General features: G+C 63.5%; 13 protein-coding genes and 1 pseudogene. 7 read left to right on the top strand and 7 right to left on the bottom strand.

All coding sequences use genetic code 11. From position 1 onward, the window contains the following. Positions 1-476: 476 nt before the first annotated feature. Both M2351_RS38345 and M2351_RS45420 read right to left on the bottom strand, forming a co-directional pair. Positions 477-1382 carry a DUF2092 domain-containing protein gene (locus tag M2351_RS38345; protein ID WP_264662421.1) on the bottom strand — a complete coding sequence of 302 codons (906 nt, stop codon included), beginning with the start codon at positions 1380-1382 and terminating at the stop codon, positions 477-479. A gap of 13 nt (positions 1383-1395) precedes the next feature. Further along, a pseudogene (locus M2351_RS45420) lies at positions 1396-1685 on the bottom strand (SDR family oxidoreductase). A gap of 574 nt (positions 1686-2259) precedes the next feature. Here M2351_RS45420 and M2351_RS38360 point away from each other — a divergent pair. After that, complete coding sequence (locus tag M2351_RS38360; protein WP_264661224.1) at positions 2260-2640, top strand: EF-hand domain-containing protein; 381 nt, start codon at positions 2260-2262, stop codon at positions 2638-2640. 52 nt (positions 2641-2692) lie between these two features. On the opposite strand, the gene M2351_RS38365 is transcribed toward M2351_RS38360, so the two are convergent. Beyond that, the gene (locus M2351_RS38365) at positions 2693-2986 is read right to left on the bottom strand and encodes a hypothetical protein (protein WP_264661225.1); all 294 of its coding nucleotides are present in this window, start codon (positions 2984-2986) and stop codon (positions 2693-2695) included. A gap of 334 nt (positions 2987-3320) precedes the next feature. Beyond that, positions 3321-3803, bottom strand: a complete 483-nt coding sequence (locus M2351_RS38370; protein ID WP_264661226.1) for a hypothetical protein — start codon at positions 3801-3803, stop codon at positions 3321-3323. Between the two features lie 1105 nt (positions 3804-4908). Between M2351_RS38370 and M2351_RS38375 the strand changes: the two genes are divergently transcribed. The 5 genes from M2351_RS38375 (at position 4909) to M2351_RS38395 (ending at position 8351) form a co-directional block, all read left to right on the top strand. Beyond that, the gene (locus M2351_RS38375; RefSeq protein ID WP_264661227.1) at positions 4909-5529 is read left to right on the top strand and encodes a hypothetical protein; all 621 of its coding nucleotides are present in this window, start codon (positions 4909-4911) and stop codon (positions 5527-5529) included. Positions 5530-5694: 165 nt separating this feature from the next. Beyond that, positions 5695-6309: a hypothetical protein gene (locus tag M2351_RS38380; RefSeq protein ID WP_264661228.1), complete on the top strand. Its 615-nt coding sequence runs from the start codon at positions 5695-5697 to the stop codon at positions 6307-6309. A 104-nt stretch (positions 6310-6413) separates the two neighbouring features. Beyond that, positions 6414-7076, top strand: coding sequence for a CoA transferase subunit A (locus M2351_RS38385; protein ID WP_264661229.1), 663 nt, complete (start codon positions 6414-6416; stop codon positions 7074-7076). Beyond that, positions 7069-7734 (top strand): 3-oxoacid CoA-transferase subunit B, encoded by a 666-nt coding sequence (locus M2351_RS38390; RefSeq protein ID WP_264661230.1) that lies wholly within the window; start codon positions 7069-7071, stop codon positions 7732-7734. Before M2351_RS38385 ends, M2351_RS38390 begins: the two co-directional genes overlap by 8 nt. 59 nt (positions 7735-7793) lie before the next feature. Next, entirely contained in the window at positions 7794-8351 is a 558-nt protein-coding gene (locus tag M2351_RS38395) for an OmpA family protein (protein WP_264661231.1), read from the top strand. A 294-nt stretch (positions 8352-8645) separates the two neighbouring features. Here M2351_RS38395 and M2351_RS38400 read toward each other — a convergent pair whose 3' ends face one another. Then, positions 8646-9683, bottom strand: a complete 1038-nt coding sequence (locus M2351_RS38400) for an AraC family transcriptional regulator (RefSeq protein WP_264661232.1) — start codon at positions 9681-9683, stop codon at positions 8646-8648. Positions 9684-10067: 384 nt separating this feature from the next. Between M2351_RS38400 and M2351_RS38405 the strand changes: the two genes are divergently transcribed. Next, positions 10068-10901, top strand: coding sequence for a LuxR C-terminal-related transcriptional regulator (locus tag M2351_RS38405; protein WP_264661233.1), 834 nt, complete (start codon positions 10068-10070; stop codon positions 10899-10901). Here the strand turns inward: M2351_RS38405 and M2351_RS38410 are convergent. Both M2351_RS38410 and M2351_RS38415 read right to left on the bottom strand, forming a co-directional pair. Beyond that, positions 10820-11413 carry a DDE-type integrase/transposase/recombinase gene (locus tag M2351_RS38410; protein WP_264661234.1) on the bottom strand — a complete coding sequence of 198 codons (594 nt, stop codon included), beginning with the start codon at positions 11411-11413 and terminating at the stop codon, positions 10820-10822. The two genes, M2351_RS38405 and M2351_RS38410, sit on opposite strands and share 82 nt — an antisense overlap. A gap of 435 nt (positions 11414-11848) precedes the next feature. Beyond that, complete coding sequence (locus tag M2351_RS38415; protein ID WP_264661235.1) at positions 11849-13732, bottom strand: patatin-like phospholipase domain-containing protein; 1884 nt, start codon at positions 13730-13732, stop codon at positions 11849-11851. Positions 13733-13893 lie beyond the last annotated feature (161 nt).

Here is a 13893-nt window from a genome sequence, read left to right on the forward strand (position 1 = left end):
CCTCTCCGTCCGTTCCGCCTGAGCGGAGGCGCGGGTGTCGGCTCGTTCTTGGGCCCGGACCTGCTGCGTCTCGTTGCGCTGCGCGGACCGCTCGGTAAAACCCGCTTCGCGGGAGGCGTTCTGCGCCGTGGCGCTCCGCTGCGACGACCGTTCGGTTGCCCCAGCCTGACGCGTTCCCGCCGCTGCGCCGCCGGCACCACCTGCCGATCTCTGGGCGGAAAAACCGCCGCCCGATGCGGCCCCGGCGCGACCATAGCCTCCGCCCGCGGAAGGTCGTTGCGCGGAAAAGCTGCCGCTGGCCGCCGGGCCGGATCGGGAAAAGCCGCCGCCGCCAGCTCCACGAGAAAAGCCGCCACCTCCGCGCGAAAAACCGCCGCCACCTCCGCGGCCGCCCCGCGCTGCGGTTTCCGCGACGGATGTGATGACCAAAAGCAGGGCCGCGCCGATGGCGAGAACAGATCGTGTGGAGCCTGTGGTCATTGGGATGCTCCCTCTGCGCTGCCGCCGGATGTCTGCGGCTTGTCTCTGGACGGGGTGTCCGCCGCCGGGGCTTGGTCGCCCGCGGCCTTGCGGACGCGCACCAGGAAGGGAATGCGCTGTGTCCCTTCCGGCGGGTGGAAGGCGAGCTGCTCCGCCGACAGATCGGGGTTCAGGGTCCAGTCCGTGAGGTCGGCGCGGTACTGCGGCTCGCCCTCGTCGTTCTTGTAGGTGATGGTGATCCGCTGCGGCAGGGGCTCTCCCTCGGCGGCGACCCAGATCTGGAAGTCCACGTCCTCGGTCTGGCCGGCCACATGGTCGGTCGGCACCGGTGTCAGCGTGTCACGCTCCACATAGTCCAGGGCCTGGATGCGCTGGTCCAGCTCCGCCGGCAGCGTCGTGACCAGCAGCAGCGCCAGCGGCAGCCGGATCTGGAGGTCCTGGACCAGGGAGCGCACCGCGTCGTCCACGCTGCCGGGCCGGTCCAGCTGGCCGTAGACCTTCGGTCCGGGGTCGAACACGGTCAGCACCTTGCCGTCGAAGGTGACCTGACGCCGCGTCCCGTCGCTCTGTTCCGATTCCACCCGCAGGGCGTCGGGACGGTTCAGCATCACGGTGCGCCGCTCGCCGAACTCAATCGTCTCCCCCGTGTCCTGCACCACGTCATAGTTGGACCGGATCGTCACGCGGAAGCTCTTGGCCTGGGCCAGCGTGTCGGCCATCCGGTTCAGGACGTCCATGGCGTGTTCGTCGATGGCCGGTTCCTCATCCGCGTCCGGCTCCTCCGCCTGGGCGGACTCGTCCAGCGCGGGAGCGCCGGCGAGCGGCTCTCCAGCCGCCAGCGCGGGGCCGGCCAGGAGGGACAGGCAAAGAAGCGGGCCGGACAGGCGCAGGAGCGTTCTCATGGGACACCGCCGATCAGTCGATGACGTGGTAGCCGCCGTCGATGTAGACGGTCTGGCCGGTGATCTGCCGCGCGGCGTCGCTGGCCAGGAAGGCGGCGGTCGGCCCGATCGCGTCCACGGTGACCAGCTGATGGGTGGGTGCGCGCTCCGCCACAGCAACGCGTCGAAACGGCCGATGCCGGACGCCGCGCGTGTCGCAAGCGCACGTGGCAACAGGACGCTGACGCGGATTTTCCGGATTGCCAGTTCCGCGGCCAGAAAGCGAACCGAACTTTCCAGCGCGGCCTTGACCGGACCCATCATGGTGTGATGCTTCCGGTAAGGCTCCCGACGTTGGCCCCGAAATGATTGGGGCGCGAACGATTGGGACACAAACGCGCCCGTCTCAGAAGTAACAACCGCACGTATGTGGCCGTGCTACCGTAACGTTCACTGTATCATTCGCCTGCTTCGGCGAGGGCGTCACAGGTGCCGACGCAGCCCTTGCAATCAGCTTTTGATACGCCCCTGCCGGTTGGACGGCGTTATCAGGACAAACCTCAAAGCGCCACGCTGCCATGCAACAACCGCCGTCAGCGGCACTGGATCGGGTCGCCGTCGGATTCTGATTGTCGTTTCCACAGGCACTCCCATGGGGGCGCCGCATGGCCCACTCCGCCCACCGGCATGTCGACCAAGGAGCGTCAGCCGAGCAGCATCATCTTCCCGGCTTTCCGTGCAACGGACGGTGCTTGCCAACCCCACAGCGTTGTTCCGTAAAGCCCTCCTGCCCAAATGCCCCGATTGTCCGGGGCCGCAGCCCGCTGGCATTGTGTAGGGATTGGTAACGAATTGCCGCGGATGGCTGGCCATGGTTGCAGGGATGCGAAATGGTGCGATGGCGATGATGCTGCTCGCCATGCTGATCGCCACGAAAGTGACCGCCGCTGATCTTCCCGCAAACGCTGGACGGGATGACAAAATTTTCGATCTCCTCGATGACAACAACGACGGCCGGATTTCCCGGGAGGAGTTCAAAAACAACCAGATGCTGGTGTTTTATGTCATGGATCGAAACAAAGACCTTGCCTTGACGCGCGCAGAAACCACGCTTCCCGCCGACAATTTCGCCCGTCTCGCCGGTTCGGATGGGAAAATCGGTCCGCTCGAATTCCTGGGCGTGGCCGACGCCGCGTTCACCCAAGCGGACGCCAATCATGATGGCGCCCTGGATCGGCGCGAGTTCACAGTTCTGCTGCAGCATATCCGCACCGAGTGAGGATGTCGGGAGGGGAGCGGTCGACCAAGCCGACGTGGACACTGTCGACTGGTCAAATCGGCGGGTCCCCATCCGAAGCCGCGGAATCCGGGTCGTTCCAGAACCGGAGCTCCCGCAGAATTTCGTCCTCAAGGTCCGCAACGAGGGCGCGACAGGCCTTCAACGGCGCCGGTGTTTTGCTGCCGGTTTTGCTGCCGGACACCTTTTCCCACTGGCGTAGCATCTCAACCGCTTCGCCGTAGTCTTCGCACAAGCTGCTGAAAAAGCGGTTGTCCGCGCTGTACTGCTTGATCGCTTGTGCCAGGTCCGGGAAGCGTTCGACGGCGTGCCGCGTTTTCTCTGACATGGATGCCCTCGCATGGCTCGCAAGGGTGTGGGAGGCGCGCCTGGGCTCATGGCCTCGAGCCAGGGCTCGCCCTCGTCATGGATCGGCGTCGGCGACTGGGGTGCTGTGGTCGTGGTGGAACGCGCCCCATTCAACGGTAGTCGGGCGTACGCGCCGCTCCGCAAAACGCGTCCCGCAGCGTGCCGCAACGCTCGGCAGCGCGTACGCCCCGGTTCGGTCCGCGCCGCTGCGACGCTTTCTGATGGGCGTCCGCGCGAGCGGCACCGGGACGGCACCGCCCGCGTGATCATGCCCGCGAAGCACCGCTCCGGCGAACCACCGCTCCTGACCACCGCTACTGCGAGCTGGATCCCGACATGGCCGCCGGAGGCCCCTCAAGCGCGATCGCGATGCCCGACGGCGCGAGCGTGAGCTGAAGGCCCTGGTTTTTCGACGTGGCCCGGATGACGACACCGTGCTGATTTTCCATGGCAGCCCCCGTGGCGCCACCGGCGACTGTGGCGCCGGCGGCGGCGGCCATGTAGTTGCCCGGGAAATCCTCGACCTTCGTCAGATGATAGACGTTGCCCGTTGCCTCCACCGACGAGGCGCCGACGTTGACGACGCTGAAGCCGTTCGCCGTGAACGGGTAGTCTTTGCCCTGGAAGTGGAGGACGCCGTGCCCCCAGCTGTAGCCGACGCCCAACGCGACGCTGCCGCCGGAAAACTCGATGGTCGCGTCCGGCTTTTCCGCTTGGGCTCCGCTCGACGCCGCCGAGGTGGATGGCTGCTGCGCTGACGCGCTGTTGCCGAGAAGCACCATCGTCGCGGCGAACACGGTGGCTGTCATCCTTGAGCAAAGCATTGTTCATTCTCCCGCGTTGGATGGTCGAATTCGGAATCCGGTGAGACTGCCCCAGCGATGCGCAGAACCTCAGACCGGGCAGCGTCCCAAACATGTCGTGTCCAGCGGAACTGCGCGGGGCCTCACGAAGTCGCCCACATCAATCAAGCGACTGACCACGACCATGGTGGCGTTGCCGGGGATGATCAGGGCAGGGCGAGCTTGACACGGCCATTGTGGCGATCACGGCGGCGGTAACACCTGCCCGGCCGTGGATGCCTATCGGTTGAGCGCATGGTCACGATCCGTCATCGTCCGCTCCTGGGGAGCTCCTGGAGGACCGGACCGACGGCGATGAAGGAGCCATTAAGCCTCAACCACAAGAGCCGTTGGAAGTAGCAGCCGCGGCTCTACGCGCGTGATACGGTAACGTCCCTGGCTCCCGCGGCTTGTTGCAGGAAATCGATTGCGGCGGGTGGAAAACATAACAGACAGGATACCGTAGCTGGATACGGTAGAAGTGGTGATCCACAAACCCGATGCGTGTAGAGTCATAAATCCAGCTCATGGGCACACCCGAACGCTGCAATGAATGCGCGGCACCCAGTCGTCAAGCGCCGCTCGCACCGTTTCGCACACTCGATTGGTGGCTGCCGCATGCATGGATACCTCTCTGAAAGAAAAAATATCCAGAAAGGAGAAAGTACCGATACCAGGAGGCACCAGGAAGCATTAGGAAAGCACCGGTACTAGGAGATACCACGACATGGGCTGAAGTTGAGGGCAACAAAATTCGAGAGCGAAAGCAGCCCGTGGCCGCGCCGCATGCTCCACGTACCAGCATTGCTTTCTGGCCGAATTACCGCACGCACGTGGAACGCTAACGGGATGGGTGTGAAGACAGCGGTTCTGACCGCTCATCGAAATCGAAATGGCCGACCGTTCCATTGCGGAGCCTTCATGTTCCATTGCGGAGCCTTCATGACGTCTCAGGCCGTTAAGAGCCGCTGGGCGCCGCCATGGCCGTGGATGCGTGTTTGGGGTGCTCTCCCTGTCTCTCATCCTGCAACCAGAGCAACGCGAGCCCGAGGAGGAGATCATGCCATTCCGCTCCGCTTGGCCTAAGGTTTGTGCGGCAGCGATCATTGTCGGCAGCACCGGCTTGGTTCCGGCAGGCATATCGATCCCCGCCGCGGCGCAAACCCGCCCCGTCCTGTCAAACGTGGTGCCCGCGGATGCGGCCGTGACGATCCACGCCAAGATCAAGGCGATTGATACAGCCAAGCGGCACATCACGCTTGAGGAACGTACGGGCAAACCGGTCAGCGTCTTGGCCGCTCCCGATGTCCGGCTGGAGATGCTGAAGGTCGGCGACACCGTGAATGCGCAGTATTACCGCTCCGTGGCCTTCGTGATCTCGCTGCCCGGCAGCCCCGTACCGGAAGACGCGATCAAGCAGGCGATCACAAGGCCGGTCGAGGCACCGGGCGGCGTCGGACTGCAGGTGATGCGGGTCAGCGGGCTGGTGGTCGGCATCGACCTGGAAGCGCACAGCCTTGACCTCGTCAGCCCCCAGGGGGGCGAGATCTACACCGTCAACGTGACCGATCCCGAGCGCCAAGCGGCGCTTCCTGCGCTGAAGGTCGGCGACACCATCACCGCCACCGTCAGCGAAGCCCTGGCCGTTGCCATCACCCCGGCACCGAAGAGCTTGTTCTGATGCTGGACGGTCGGCGCACCGACACGGCTGGAACATGGAAGGCCCTGCGGCTGATTGGGGGCCGTGCTCGGACACACCGGGCCTTGCACCCTCGCCCGGACCCCTCTGACACCCGCAGCGCCATGGTCGAGGCCATTCCCTTTTGAAAGGCAGCGTGAAACAGCCATGCAACGCATTGTCCCCATTCAGGTCGTGGCCGTCGTGGCCATCGTGGCAACGACGGCCGCCGCGCAGGCCCCCTGGAATCGGGCCGCCGCCGACGCCAGAACGACGACGCTGACCGACACGGACCGGCCGCAGGTCACCCTGACGGAAAGCGTGCGGCTGACGGCGGTCGTCATTGGCATCGACAAGCCGTCCCGCACCGTGACGCTGCGCCATGAGGATGGCGGTCTGGAGGAGGTCACGGCGGGCCCCGAGGTCAGGAATTTCGATCAGATCGCCGTTGGCGATACGGTGCGTGCCGAATACAGCCAGTCGACCAGCATCTTCGCCCGACCGCCGCAGTCCGGAGCATCCTCGGCCGAGGGCAGTTCCATCAGCCGCGCGGCCCCTGGTGAGAAGCCCGGTGGAACCGCCGCCGTGAGCCAGGAAGCCACGGGTACGGTCGAGGACATCGACCAGAACCGCCGGATCGTTACGGTGCGCGGTCCACAAGGCCGCCCCCATAAGATCATGGTTGCACCGGACGTTCAGGGTTTGGAGAACGTCCAGCGCGGCGACGAGGTCGTGCTCCGACACACGGCCGCCCTGGCCATCGTTGTCGAGCACAAGCGCTGATGACCGTCCTCCCGGTTCTGCTGAACCCAGCGGAAACCGAGAGGCGCGCTGATCCGCGGTGAGAGGCCGCCCGGGACGCAACGTTCATTGCGAGGTGGCGAGACATGAAGAAGGTGATCGGACTGGCTGCGGCCGTCGAGATGATTCCGGATGGCGCCGCGCTCATGATAGGCGGGTTCATGGGGGCCGGCACACCGCCACGCCTCATCGACGAACTCGTGCGCCAAGGGCGGAGGAACCTGACCGTCATCGCCAACGACACCGCGCGTCCCGGCGTGGGCATTGGCAAGCTCGTGACGGCAAAGCTGGTGCGCCGGGTGATCACCAGCCACATCGGCACGAACCCCGAGACGCAACGCCAGATGATCGCTGGTGACATCGAGGTCGAGCTGGTGCCGCAGGGCACGCTGGCCGAACGCATCCGCGCGGCCGGCTTTGGTCTGGGTGGTGTGCTGACACCCACCGGCGTCGGAACCACGGTCGCGGAGGGCAAGCAGACCGTCGCGGTGAACGGCACCGTCTTTCTGCTGGAGCTGCCGCTGACCGCCGATTTCGCCCTGATCAACGCCAAGCGCGCCGACTACTACGGGAACTTGGAATACTCGCTCACCGCGCGCAACTTCAACCCGGCGATGGCCATGGCCGCCGCGACGGTGATCGCGGAGGCCGAGGACATCGTGCCCGTGGGTGTCATTTCCCCCGACGCGGTCGGCACGCCTCATGTGCTGGTCGACCACCTTATCGGCAAGGAGCGCGGCCATGGATGAGAAGGCGCTGATCGCCAGACGCGTGGCGCTCGAGCTGAAGGATGGTGACCTGGCCAACCTCGGTATCGGCTTGCCCACACTGGTGGCGCGGCATCTGCCGGCTGGCGTGCGGGTGTTCTTTCAATCGGAGAACGGCATCATTGGCATGCAGCCACTGCCCGAAGAAGGGTTCGCGTGGAGCGATCTGACCGACGCCGGCGGCAGCCCGATTGGCGCGGTGCCGGGAGCCGCGGCGTTCGACAGCGCGCTCTCCTTTGGCCTGATCCGCGGTGGCCACCTGGACGTGACGGTGCTGGGTGGTCTGCAGGTCGATGAGGAGGGGCATCTCGCCAACTGGATGGTTCCCGGCAAAATGGTGCCCGGAATGGGCGGCGCCATGGATCTGGTGACCGGCGCCAAGCGGGTGATCGTCGCGATGACCCACACAGCGAAAGGTGAGCCCAAAATTGTCAAGCGCTGCACGCTGCCGCTGACCGCCGTGCGCCGGGTCAGTTTGGTGGTCACCGACATGGCCGTGATCGAACCGACGGACGACGGGCTTGTCCTGCGGGAGGTCGCGCCCGGCATCACCCCGGAGCGAGTGTTGGAGGCCACGGAGGCGAGCCTGATCGTCCCCGCGGAGGTGCCAACGATGCGGTTGGCGACCGCCCCCTCCTGACGAGAGCGGGTTCCCTGTCCCTCCACCGTCCAAACCTCTATTTGGGAAAGGTCTGCGCAATGCTGACGATTTCACCGCAATCCGGCCCGACAAGCGCACTGGCGCTGTCAACCCTGTTGCTGAGTGGATGCGTGTCCCAAAGCGCTTATGATCAGGTGAGGTCGCAAAACCAGCAGCTGCAATCGCAAAACCAGCAACTCCAGCAGCAGGTTTCCGCCCAGCAGGACCATATCGCCCGGCTGCAGGGGGCGATCGCCTACACCGTGAACTCCGACCTGCTCTTCCGGCCGGGCAGCTGGCAGATGACCACGAGGGGTGAGGAGCTCATCGCCGGCTATGCGAAGAGGCTGGTGGCGAATCAGCAGAACAAGCTGGTGGTGAACGGCTACACCGACAACGCGCCGATCGGCCCGGCGCTGCAGCGGCAGGGCATCACCACGAACCAGGAACTGTCACAAAAGCGCGCTGAAGCGGTTATGCAGTACCTGATCTCGCAGGGCGTGAGCCCGGACATGATTGCCGCGAAAGGGTATGGAGATGCGAACCCGGTCGCCTCGAACGATACGGCGCAAGGTCGGGCAAGGAACCGTCGGGTGGAGATAACGGTCGCAAGCTGAGCCGCCTTCGCCGAACCCCACTGCCTGAGCAAGTGCCTCCGTTGGCATCGGTGAGCCATCGAGGCGCTATCGGTTCGAGTCCGATGGCGAGCGGGGATGGCAAACGGGGCGTCGCTGAAGAGCTTTCCGAAGGACGGCGGCGAGCCTCCAGAGCCGGGACGTAAAGGCAAGCATGATTTTCGCGGTGAGACGTGCTGCCATCGACGGTCGGTGGTCCGCATTCGGGATGCACCGGGAATGCGGATGGACTTTGCAATGGCCTTTCGGCTCGTCGATGATCGCGAGGCGCCCCACCTACAGACCGGGAGAACACCGGTGGGCAATGCGCGCTTGGGTCGGAGGCAGCCCTGTCCATCGCTTGAAGGCATGAGTGAAGGCACTGACTTCCTGGAATCCCAGCAGCCAAGCGATATGGGAGATAGATAGGCTGGCGTCGGCGATATAGAGCTGCGCCAGATATTTGCGCATGTCTTCCTTTATCTCGGCGAAGGTGAGCCCCTCCATACTCAACCTCCGTGCCAGCGTTCGTTCGCTCATGCCCAATATACGGGCAACCTCACCGGCACGTGCGCTGCCATGGGGCAGGAGTGGCGCAAGGGCGTTCTCCACGCGGGCCCGCAGTGGGGTGCTGATCGGTCCAGCGCGATGAGGCAGGGCGTCTTCGCAGTAGCGGACCAGCAGCTCGTTCAGATACGGCTCAGCCCCGATCAGACGGAGCTGCGCGGCGTGGCGAGCGAAGACAACGTCGTCCTGGCCGGAGGCGAAGGCGACGTCGCATCCAAAGAAGGCGCTCAGCTGCTCCGAAGCACCGCATCGCGGATGGGCGAAAGCGACCCGGACGGGATTGATCGTGGTCGCCGTCAGCGTCTGGCAGAGCCGGACGAGCAGGGTCGCCCAGAACTCCATCTGGTGGCGGTCTCTGTGTCGCGACACACCGACGTAGCCGTGCCGGATGCTGAAACCGCCCTCCTGTTGGTACCAAAGCCGAACACTCTCATTCGTAATGGCACTGTACCGCTCGGCGCGGGCCAGCGCATCGCCGAGCGTCGCCGACGACGCGAGCACAAAGTAGAGAAGACCGGCTTCGCGTGGTTCAAAATCCCTGGCGAGATGAAAGCCGAGCAGGTCGTCGTGGAGAGTGTCCGCCACCAGGTTCAGGAAAGTCACTTGGCCCGCAGCGTCCATGCGGGAGTTCGGCGTCTGAACCTGAGCCGCACTCAAGCCCGCTTTGCGGAGGAGCGGTCCCGGATCAACGCCGGCCGTGGCGGCTCGAGCCACCGCCAGACGGGTGATGGTGCCCTTCGTGCTGGGAGGTGCCGCCAGTGGGGTCATGGGAGAGCGTTGCATCGGGCGCGTCTTTCACCATAACGAAATTCTGGGTTTCCGAGCCGGTGGCTTGGATGGGCAAGCCTTTGGCGGAAGATAACAAGACCGTCGCGGAACATCTCCTGTATTGTGACGCTACTCCGACACAACCGGCCGACATGAGGTTGCCTGGAAACGGTTCCTCCTCGCAACGTTCTCGAGGAACCTTGTGCCGGACGTCTTTCATGCTGAATGAAAAAGAACGCCGCAGGCACGTGAGGCAGCGGTATGCGAATTCACAAACCCGTGTTGGGGCAGCGCCAAAGATTGTGAAAGGCGGCCATGCCTCCACACTGGCGCAGTCTGGTAGGACGTCCGGCAAGCGGCAAACGTGCAAGGAGGTGAGCACTTATGATTTTGCACCGAGACAGGCGCTCAATGCCAGAGGGCTTGGCTTCAGGGGACTTGGGCTCCCAAGCATCCAGTGAAAAGAAGGAAAGCGCGACTGGTATCGCGGACGGCACCGGCCAGGGCCCGGTGGACGCCCGTGGCAGCCAAGACGTCACGGTTCTGTTGCTCGACGACATGCCGTTGACGCGGGAGTGTCTGTCGCTCAGCATCAACATTTGCGACCGTGGGGTGCGCGTGGTGACCGCTACCTCCGTGTCCGAAGCGATGCAATTGCTCCAGGGCGCTACGAAGCCCGATGTGGCCCTCTGCAATTTCGGTTCGTTGGATTCGAGAGGCTTCTCTGCGTCTCGCGCGCAGGGTATGGTCGAGACGTTTGGGCGAACGCCGGTGATCGTGCTATCGAACCGGGAAGACGGCGATGCCGTACAAGAAGCTTTCCAGCTTGGAGCACACGGCTACATTTCATCCGCCGTTGAGCTGTCGGTCGCGCTGGAAGCCATCCGCCTCGTCGCCGCGGGAGGCTCCTTCGTTCCGGCGGGCTTTCTGCACAGGCTGATGCAGAACAAGGACGGTGCGTCGGACCGGACGAAGCCGGACGGGGACGCATCGCTAGGCGTTGACGATTTGGGCAACCACCCCCCTATGGATGGGCTCTCGCCGCGGCAGCGCTCGGTTCTCGCATGCATGAAGGAAGGCAAGCCCAACAAGATCATCGCGTATGAACTCGGCATGCGGGAGAGCACGGTCAAAGTTCACGTGCGCAGCATTTTGAAGAAGATCGGCGCGATCAATCGTACTGAGGCCGTGTATCGCGCCCTCCGCGATACGGAGTAGCCACCGGGCCCAGACTTTCCTGTGGCCTTCGCCCTGAAAGGGGGATTGAGCGAGGTCGGCCTTATGGCGGCCACCTGGTCGCGGTGTTCGCTGAGGTAGACCTCGACCGGGGCACCATCGCTGTCGATCGCCCGGTACAAGGAGCACCAGCGCCCGCCGACCTTCAGGTCCGTCTCGTCGACGTACCAGCTCCGCCCCACCGTACCGCGCCGGAGAGCATCGGTGAGCAGCGGGGCCACCTTGGCCTCCCACTCCCGCACGGCCTCGTGGGAGAAGACCAGACCGCGCGACAGCAGAATTTCTGCGAGATCGCGCAGGCTGAGCTTAAACCGCAACCGCCAGAGTACGATCAGGAAGACCACGTCGGTGGGCACCTGCAGCCGGTCCAGCACCGAACCCGTGCGCTCGTTGAACTGCCGGCCGCACTCCTGGCAACGGAATCGCCGATAGCCATGCGTCGTTCGGTCCGAACGCTCGGTCGTCGCCGTCGAGTGGCAGTGCGGGCAGCACATTGGTCACCTCGTGGATAGAGATGACCCTCTACGCAAACATCATACCAGCGGCAAGATGGCGCAAAACCTGCCGGAACCATCGGGGCGGCGGATCTCCAGAACGTCAGCGCTGCGTGGCGGACCGTCGCCCTCGATCTCCACCAAGCGCAAAATCCACTTCATCCTTGATCCTCAGCCAGTGAAACATCCGGCCGGTCAAACCCTCCCCAGCACAGCACCCCCAAACTCCGGACACTCCCGGCAGAACACCGGCCCTTTCAGCAGCCGAAGCGGTAGGTCATACACAGAAGAGCCGTTCAAAGGGCGGCGTGTTGCCGCTTGCCGCCTTCCAGACGTGCCTCAATCAAATTTTCTTCACCGCAGCCGATCGCCTCTGGATTAACGATTAGAGCAAACCCGAAGAGAAGTTAATATAAATTCAAAAATAAACTCGGTTTAATTGAACAGTTGCGAGAAGACTTTGGCCCCTTTCGCCTCGCCCACGCACCAGGACGTCAGGTTAGCAAGGAGATTGATCTGCGTGGCGCTCAGATTCGTATCAAGTGTGCTGTAATTCGGGAACCCATTGTTCGACCGTTCAGCTTCGATGATCGCCTGAACCGATTGGTTGTTGGCGAATAGCGCCGCCCATGAAGTGACGAAGCCGAGGTAGGACCAGATCACCGTCACCTCGCGCGCTGAGGTCACACCAAACCATAGGTTTGGCAATACCGCAAGTCGCTGCGTGAAGATCGCAGGATTCGCATAGCTCCCGTTGCCGCTCGCAGCCCAAAGGCCTTGCAGAAGGCGCGGGAATGCGGCCTGATCAAAAAGCTGGTTGTTAGCATAGACGGAGTGCCTGTCGGACGGACCATGGCCATAGGGCACATAACCCTCATTCTCGCCCGGCCTTCCTGCCCCATAAGGCTGATAGCCAAACAGCGGTGGAAGGCTGTCGTCGATAACGAGAGCCGTGCCGGGAAGAAACCCGCCTTGCCCATCCGCGACACCGTATGCAGCCGGCTGCATAGGCACTGAGGAGTTGACGAATGCAACGACGGTGTCGATGTCCGAATAGGCGAGGAGTGCGGCGACACCTGTATTCTCAAGGTTTCCACCATCCGCGAACCGGTTGGGCAGCGACGGCATGCCGGGCCGCGGATCGAGCACGGACCAATATTGGTAGCGCGGGATGATGTCCTGCAGGTCAGATAGCAAGGATCGCAGTAGTGGCCCTTGGGCAAGCAATGGATTCGCATGGAGGCGCAGGTGGTCGATCGCAGCACCGCGTACATCGATCGGCAGCTTCGTCCTGATCCAATGCCGGATGGGGTCGGCTTCACGGGCCATGAGAACGGCGAGTTCCGCAGGGTTCTGATGCCAGCGATGGAAAAGGTTTTGCAGCACCTCGGCAAAAAAGGCGCTGCTCGTCCCCACCGCGTCCGTTAGCGACCATTGTCGCGTCTGTGCGACAGCGGCCGTACTGCCACTCACACTCGCACAGGCCGAGTGAAAGCCGAAGGTATCGAGACCGCCGCCTCCCACATTGCGACCATTCGCGTCCTGCCCTAAAGGCGTGCCAAAAATGCCCGTGATGAACGGTGTAGTCTGCATCGGCGCGAGAGATTGCAAGGTACTGCCCGGATCTTTCAGGAACATCGCGCTGTTGCAGATTAGGAATGGACGGTGTTCCCGGCTGGAGTCGCAGGCGTCCGCGTAAATATTGATCGGCGCACAGGCCAGGGCAGAGTTCGGGTTCGTAATCTGGCCCGCCACCGTTGCGGCATCGAAGGAGAAGGTGTCAGTGGGCGTCAGGTGGGTCGTTGGCGCGTACAGCCCGTGATCGGCGAGTATATTCAGACCGATGATAGTCTGCCACAGCATGTTCGGTGCGATCCGCAATACCGAATACAGCAGCAGGGCTTGGACGGCAAGAAGCCGGGGGGAAAAGAGCGGTGAGCTGATCGGTACGCCGGCATTCCCCGCGGGCAGTTGCTCGAGCATTGCTGGACTCAGGGTGCTCTGGTTGTCGATCCATGGCCCAAGATAGGCATCATCGCTTGGCGACCCTGGCGGGAGATAGATGAATGGCACGCCGAGCCATGCTCCGCCGGACACCGAAGAAAGCGCTTTCATCTGTGCCAGTAGCGATTGGCCGTTTGCGGTGAGTTTCTTGAGTGCGCGAAGTTGGCCCATGGCCGCTGTCAGCGCCCGCGATCCACCGCCGGAGAGGCTCACGCCGACATTGCCAGGCAAGGACGGTGGCTCAGTGTAGAATTGCCTAATGGAGAGTGGCCCCATGGTCGGCGTGACCTCGGCCGAAAAGATGCCAGCCACCATATTCCACCCCCATGTCCAGAGTGGGCAGATTTACCCTAAGAATCGCAGAGAGTAGCATTCGCGGCGGTGTTGTCAATTTCGCATTGGTGGCGTCTCTGCTCTCGTCCGGCACTCGCGTCGACGGCTTGTCCCTGTGTGGATGACACTGTACTTTTCTCCTC

The organism is Azospirillum canadense, from assembly GCF_025961225.1.
Lineage (GTDB): Bacteria > Pseudomonadota > Alphaproteobacteria > Azospirillales > Azospirillaceae > Azospirillum > Azospirillum canadense.

Excerpts from the sequence above, each read along its gene's own strand:
- M2351_RS38375 (WP_264661227.1), top strand. The coding sequence starts at position 4,909 with ATGCCATTCCGCTCCGCTTGGCCTAAGGTTTGTGCGGCAGCGATCATT.
- M2351_RS38405 (WP_264661233.1), top strand. The coding sequence starts at position 10,068 with ATGATTTTGCACCGAGACAGGCGCTCAATGCCAGAGGGCTTGGCTTCA.
- M2351_RS38380 (WP_264661228.1), top strand. The coding sequence starts at position 5,695 with ATGCAACGCATTGTCCCCATTCAGGTCGTGGCCGTCGTGGCCATCGTG.
- M2351_RS38390 (WP_264661230.1), top strand. The coding sequence starts at position 7,069 with ATGGATGAGAAGGCGCTGATCGCCAGACGCGTGGCGCTCGAGCTGAAG.
- M2351_RS38395 (WP_264661231.1), top strand. The coding sequence starts at position 7,794 with ATGCTGACGATTTCACCGCAATCCGGCCCGACAAGCGCACTGGCGCTG.
- M2351_RS38365 (WP_264661225.1), bottom strand. The coding sequence starts at position 2,986 with ATGTCAGAGAAAACGCGGCACGCCGTCGAACGCTTCCCGGACCTGGCA.
- M2351_RS38385 (WP_264661229.1), top strand. The coding sequence starts at position 6,414 with ATGAAGAAGGTGATCGGACTGGCTGCGGCCGTCGAGATGATTCCGGAT.
- M2351_RS38360 (WP_264661224.1), top strand. The coding sequence starts at position 2,260 with ATGGCGATGATGCTGCTCGCCATGCTGATCGCCACGAAAGTGACCGCC.
- M2351_RS38400 (WP_264661232.1), bottom strand. The coding sequence starts at position 9,683 with ATGACCCCACTGGCGGCACCTCCCAGCACGAAGGGCACCATCACCCGT.
- M2351_RS38345 (WP_264662421.1), bottom strand. The coding sequence starts at position 1,382 with ATGAGAACGCTCCTGCGCCTGTCCGGCCCGCTTCTTTGCCTGTCCCTC.
- M2351_RS38410 (WP_264661234.1), bottom strand. The coding sequence starts at position 11,413 with ATGTGCTGCCCGCACTGCCACTCGACGGCGACGACCGAGCGTTCGGAC.
- M2351_RS38415 (WP_264661235.1), bottom strand. The coding sequence starts at position 13,732 with ATGGTGGCTGGCATCTTTTCGGCCGAGGTCACGCCGACCATGGGGCCA.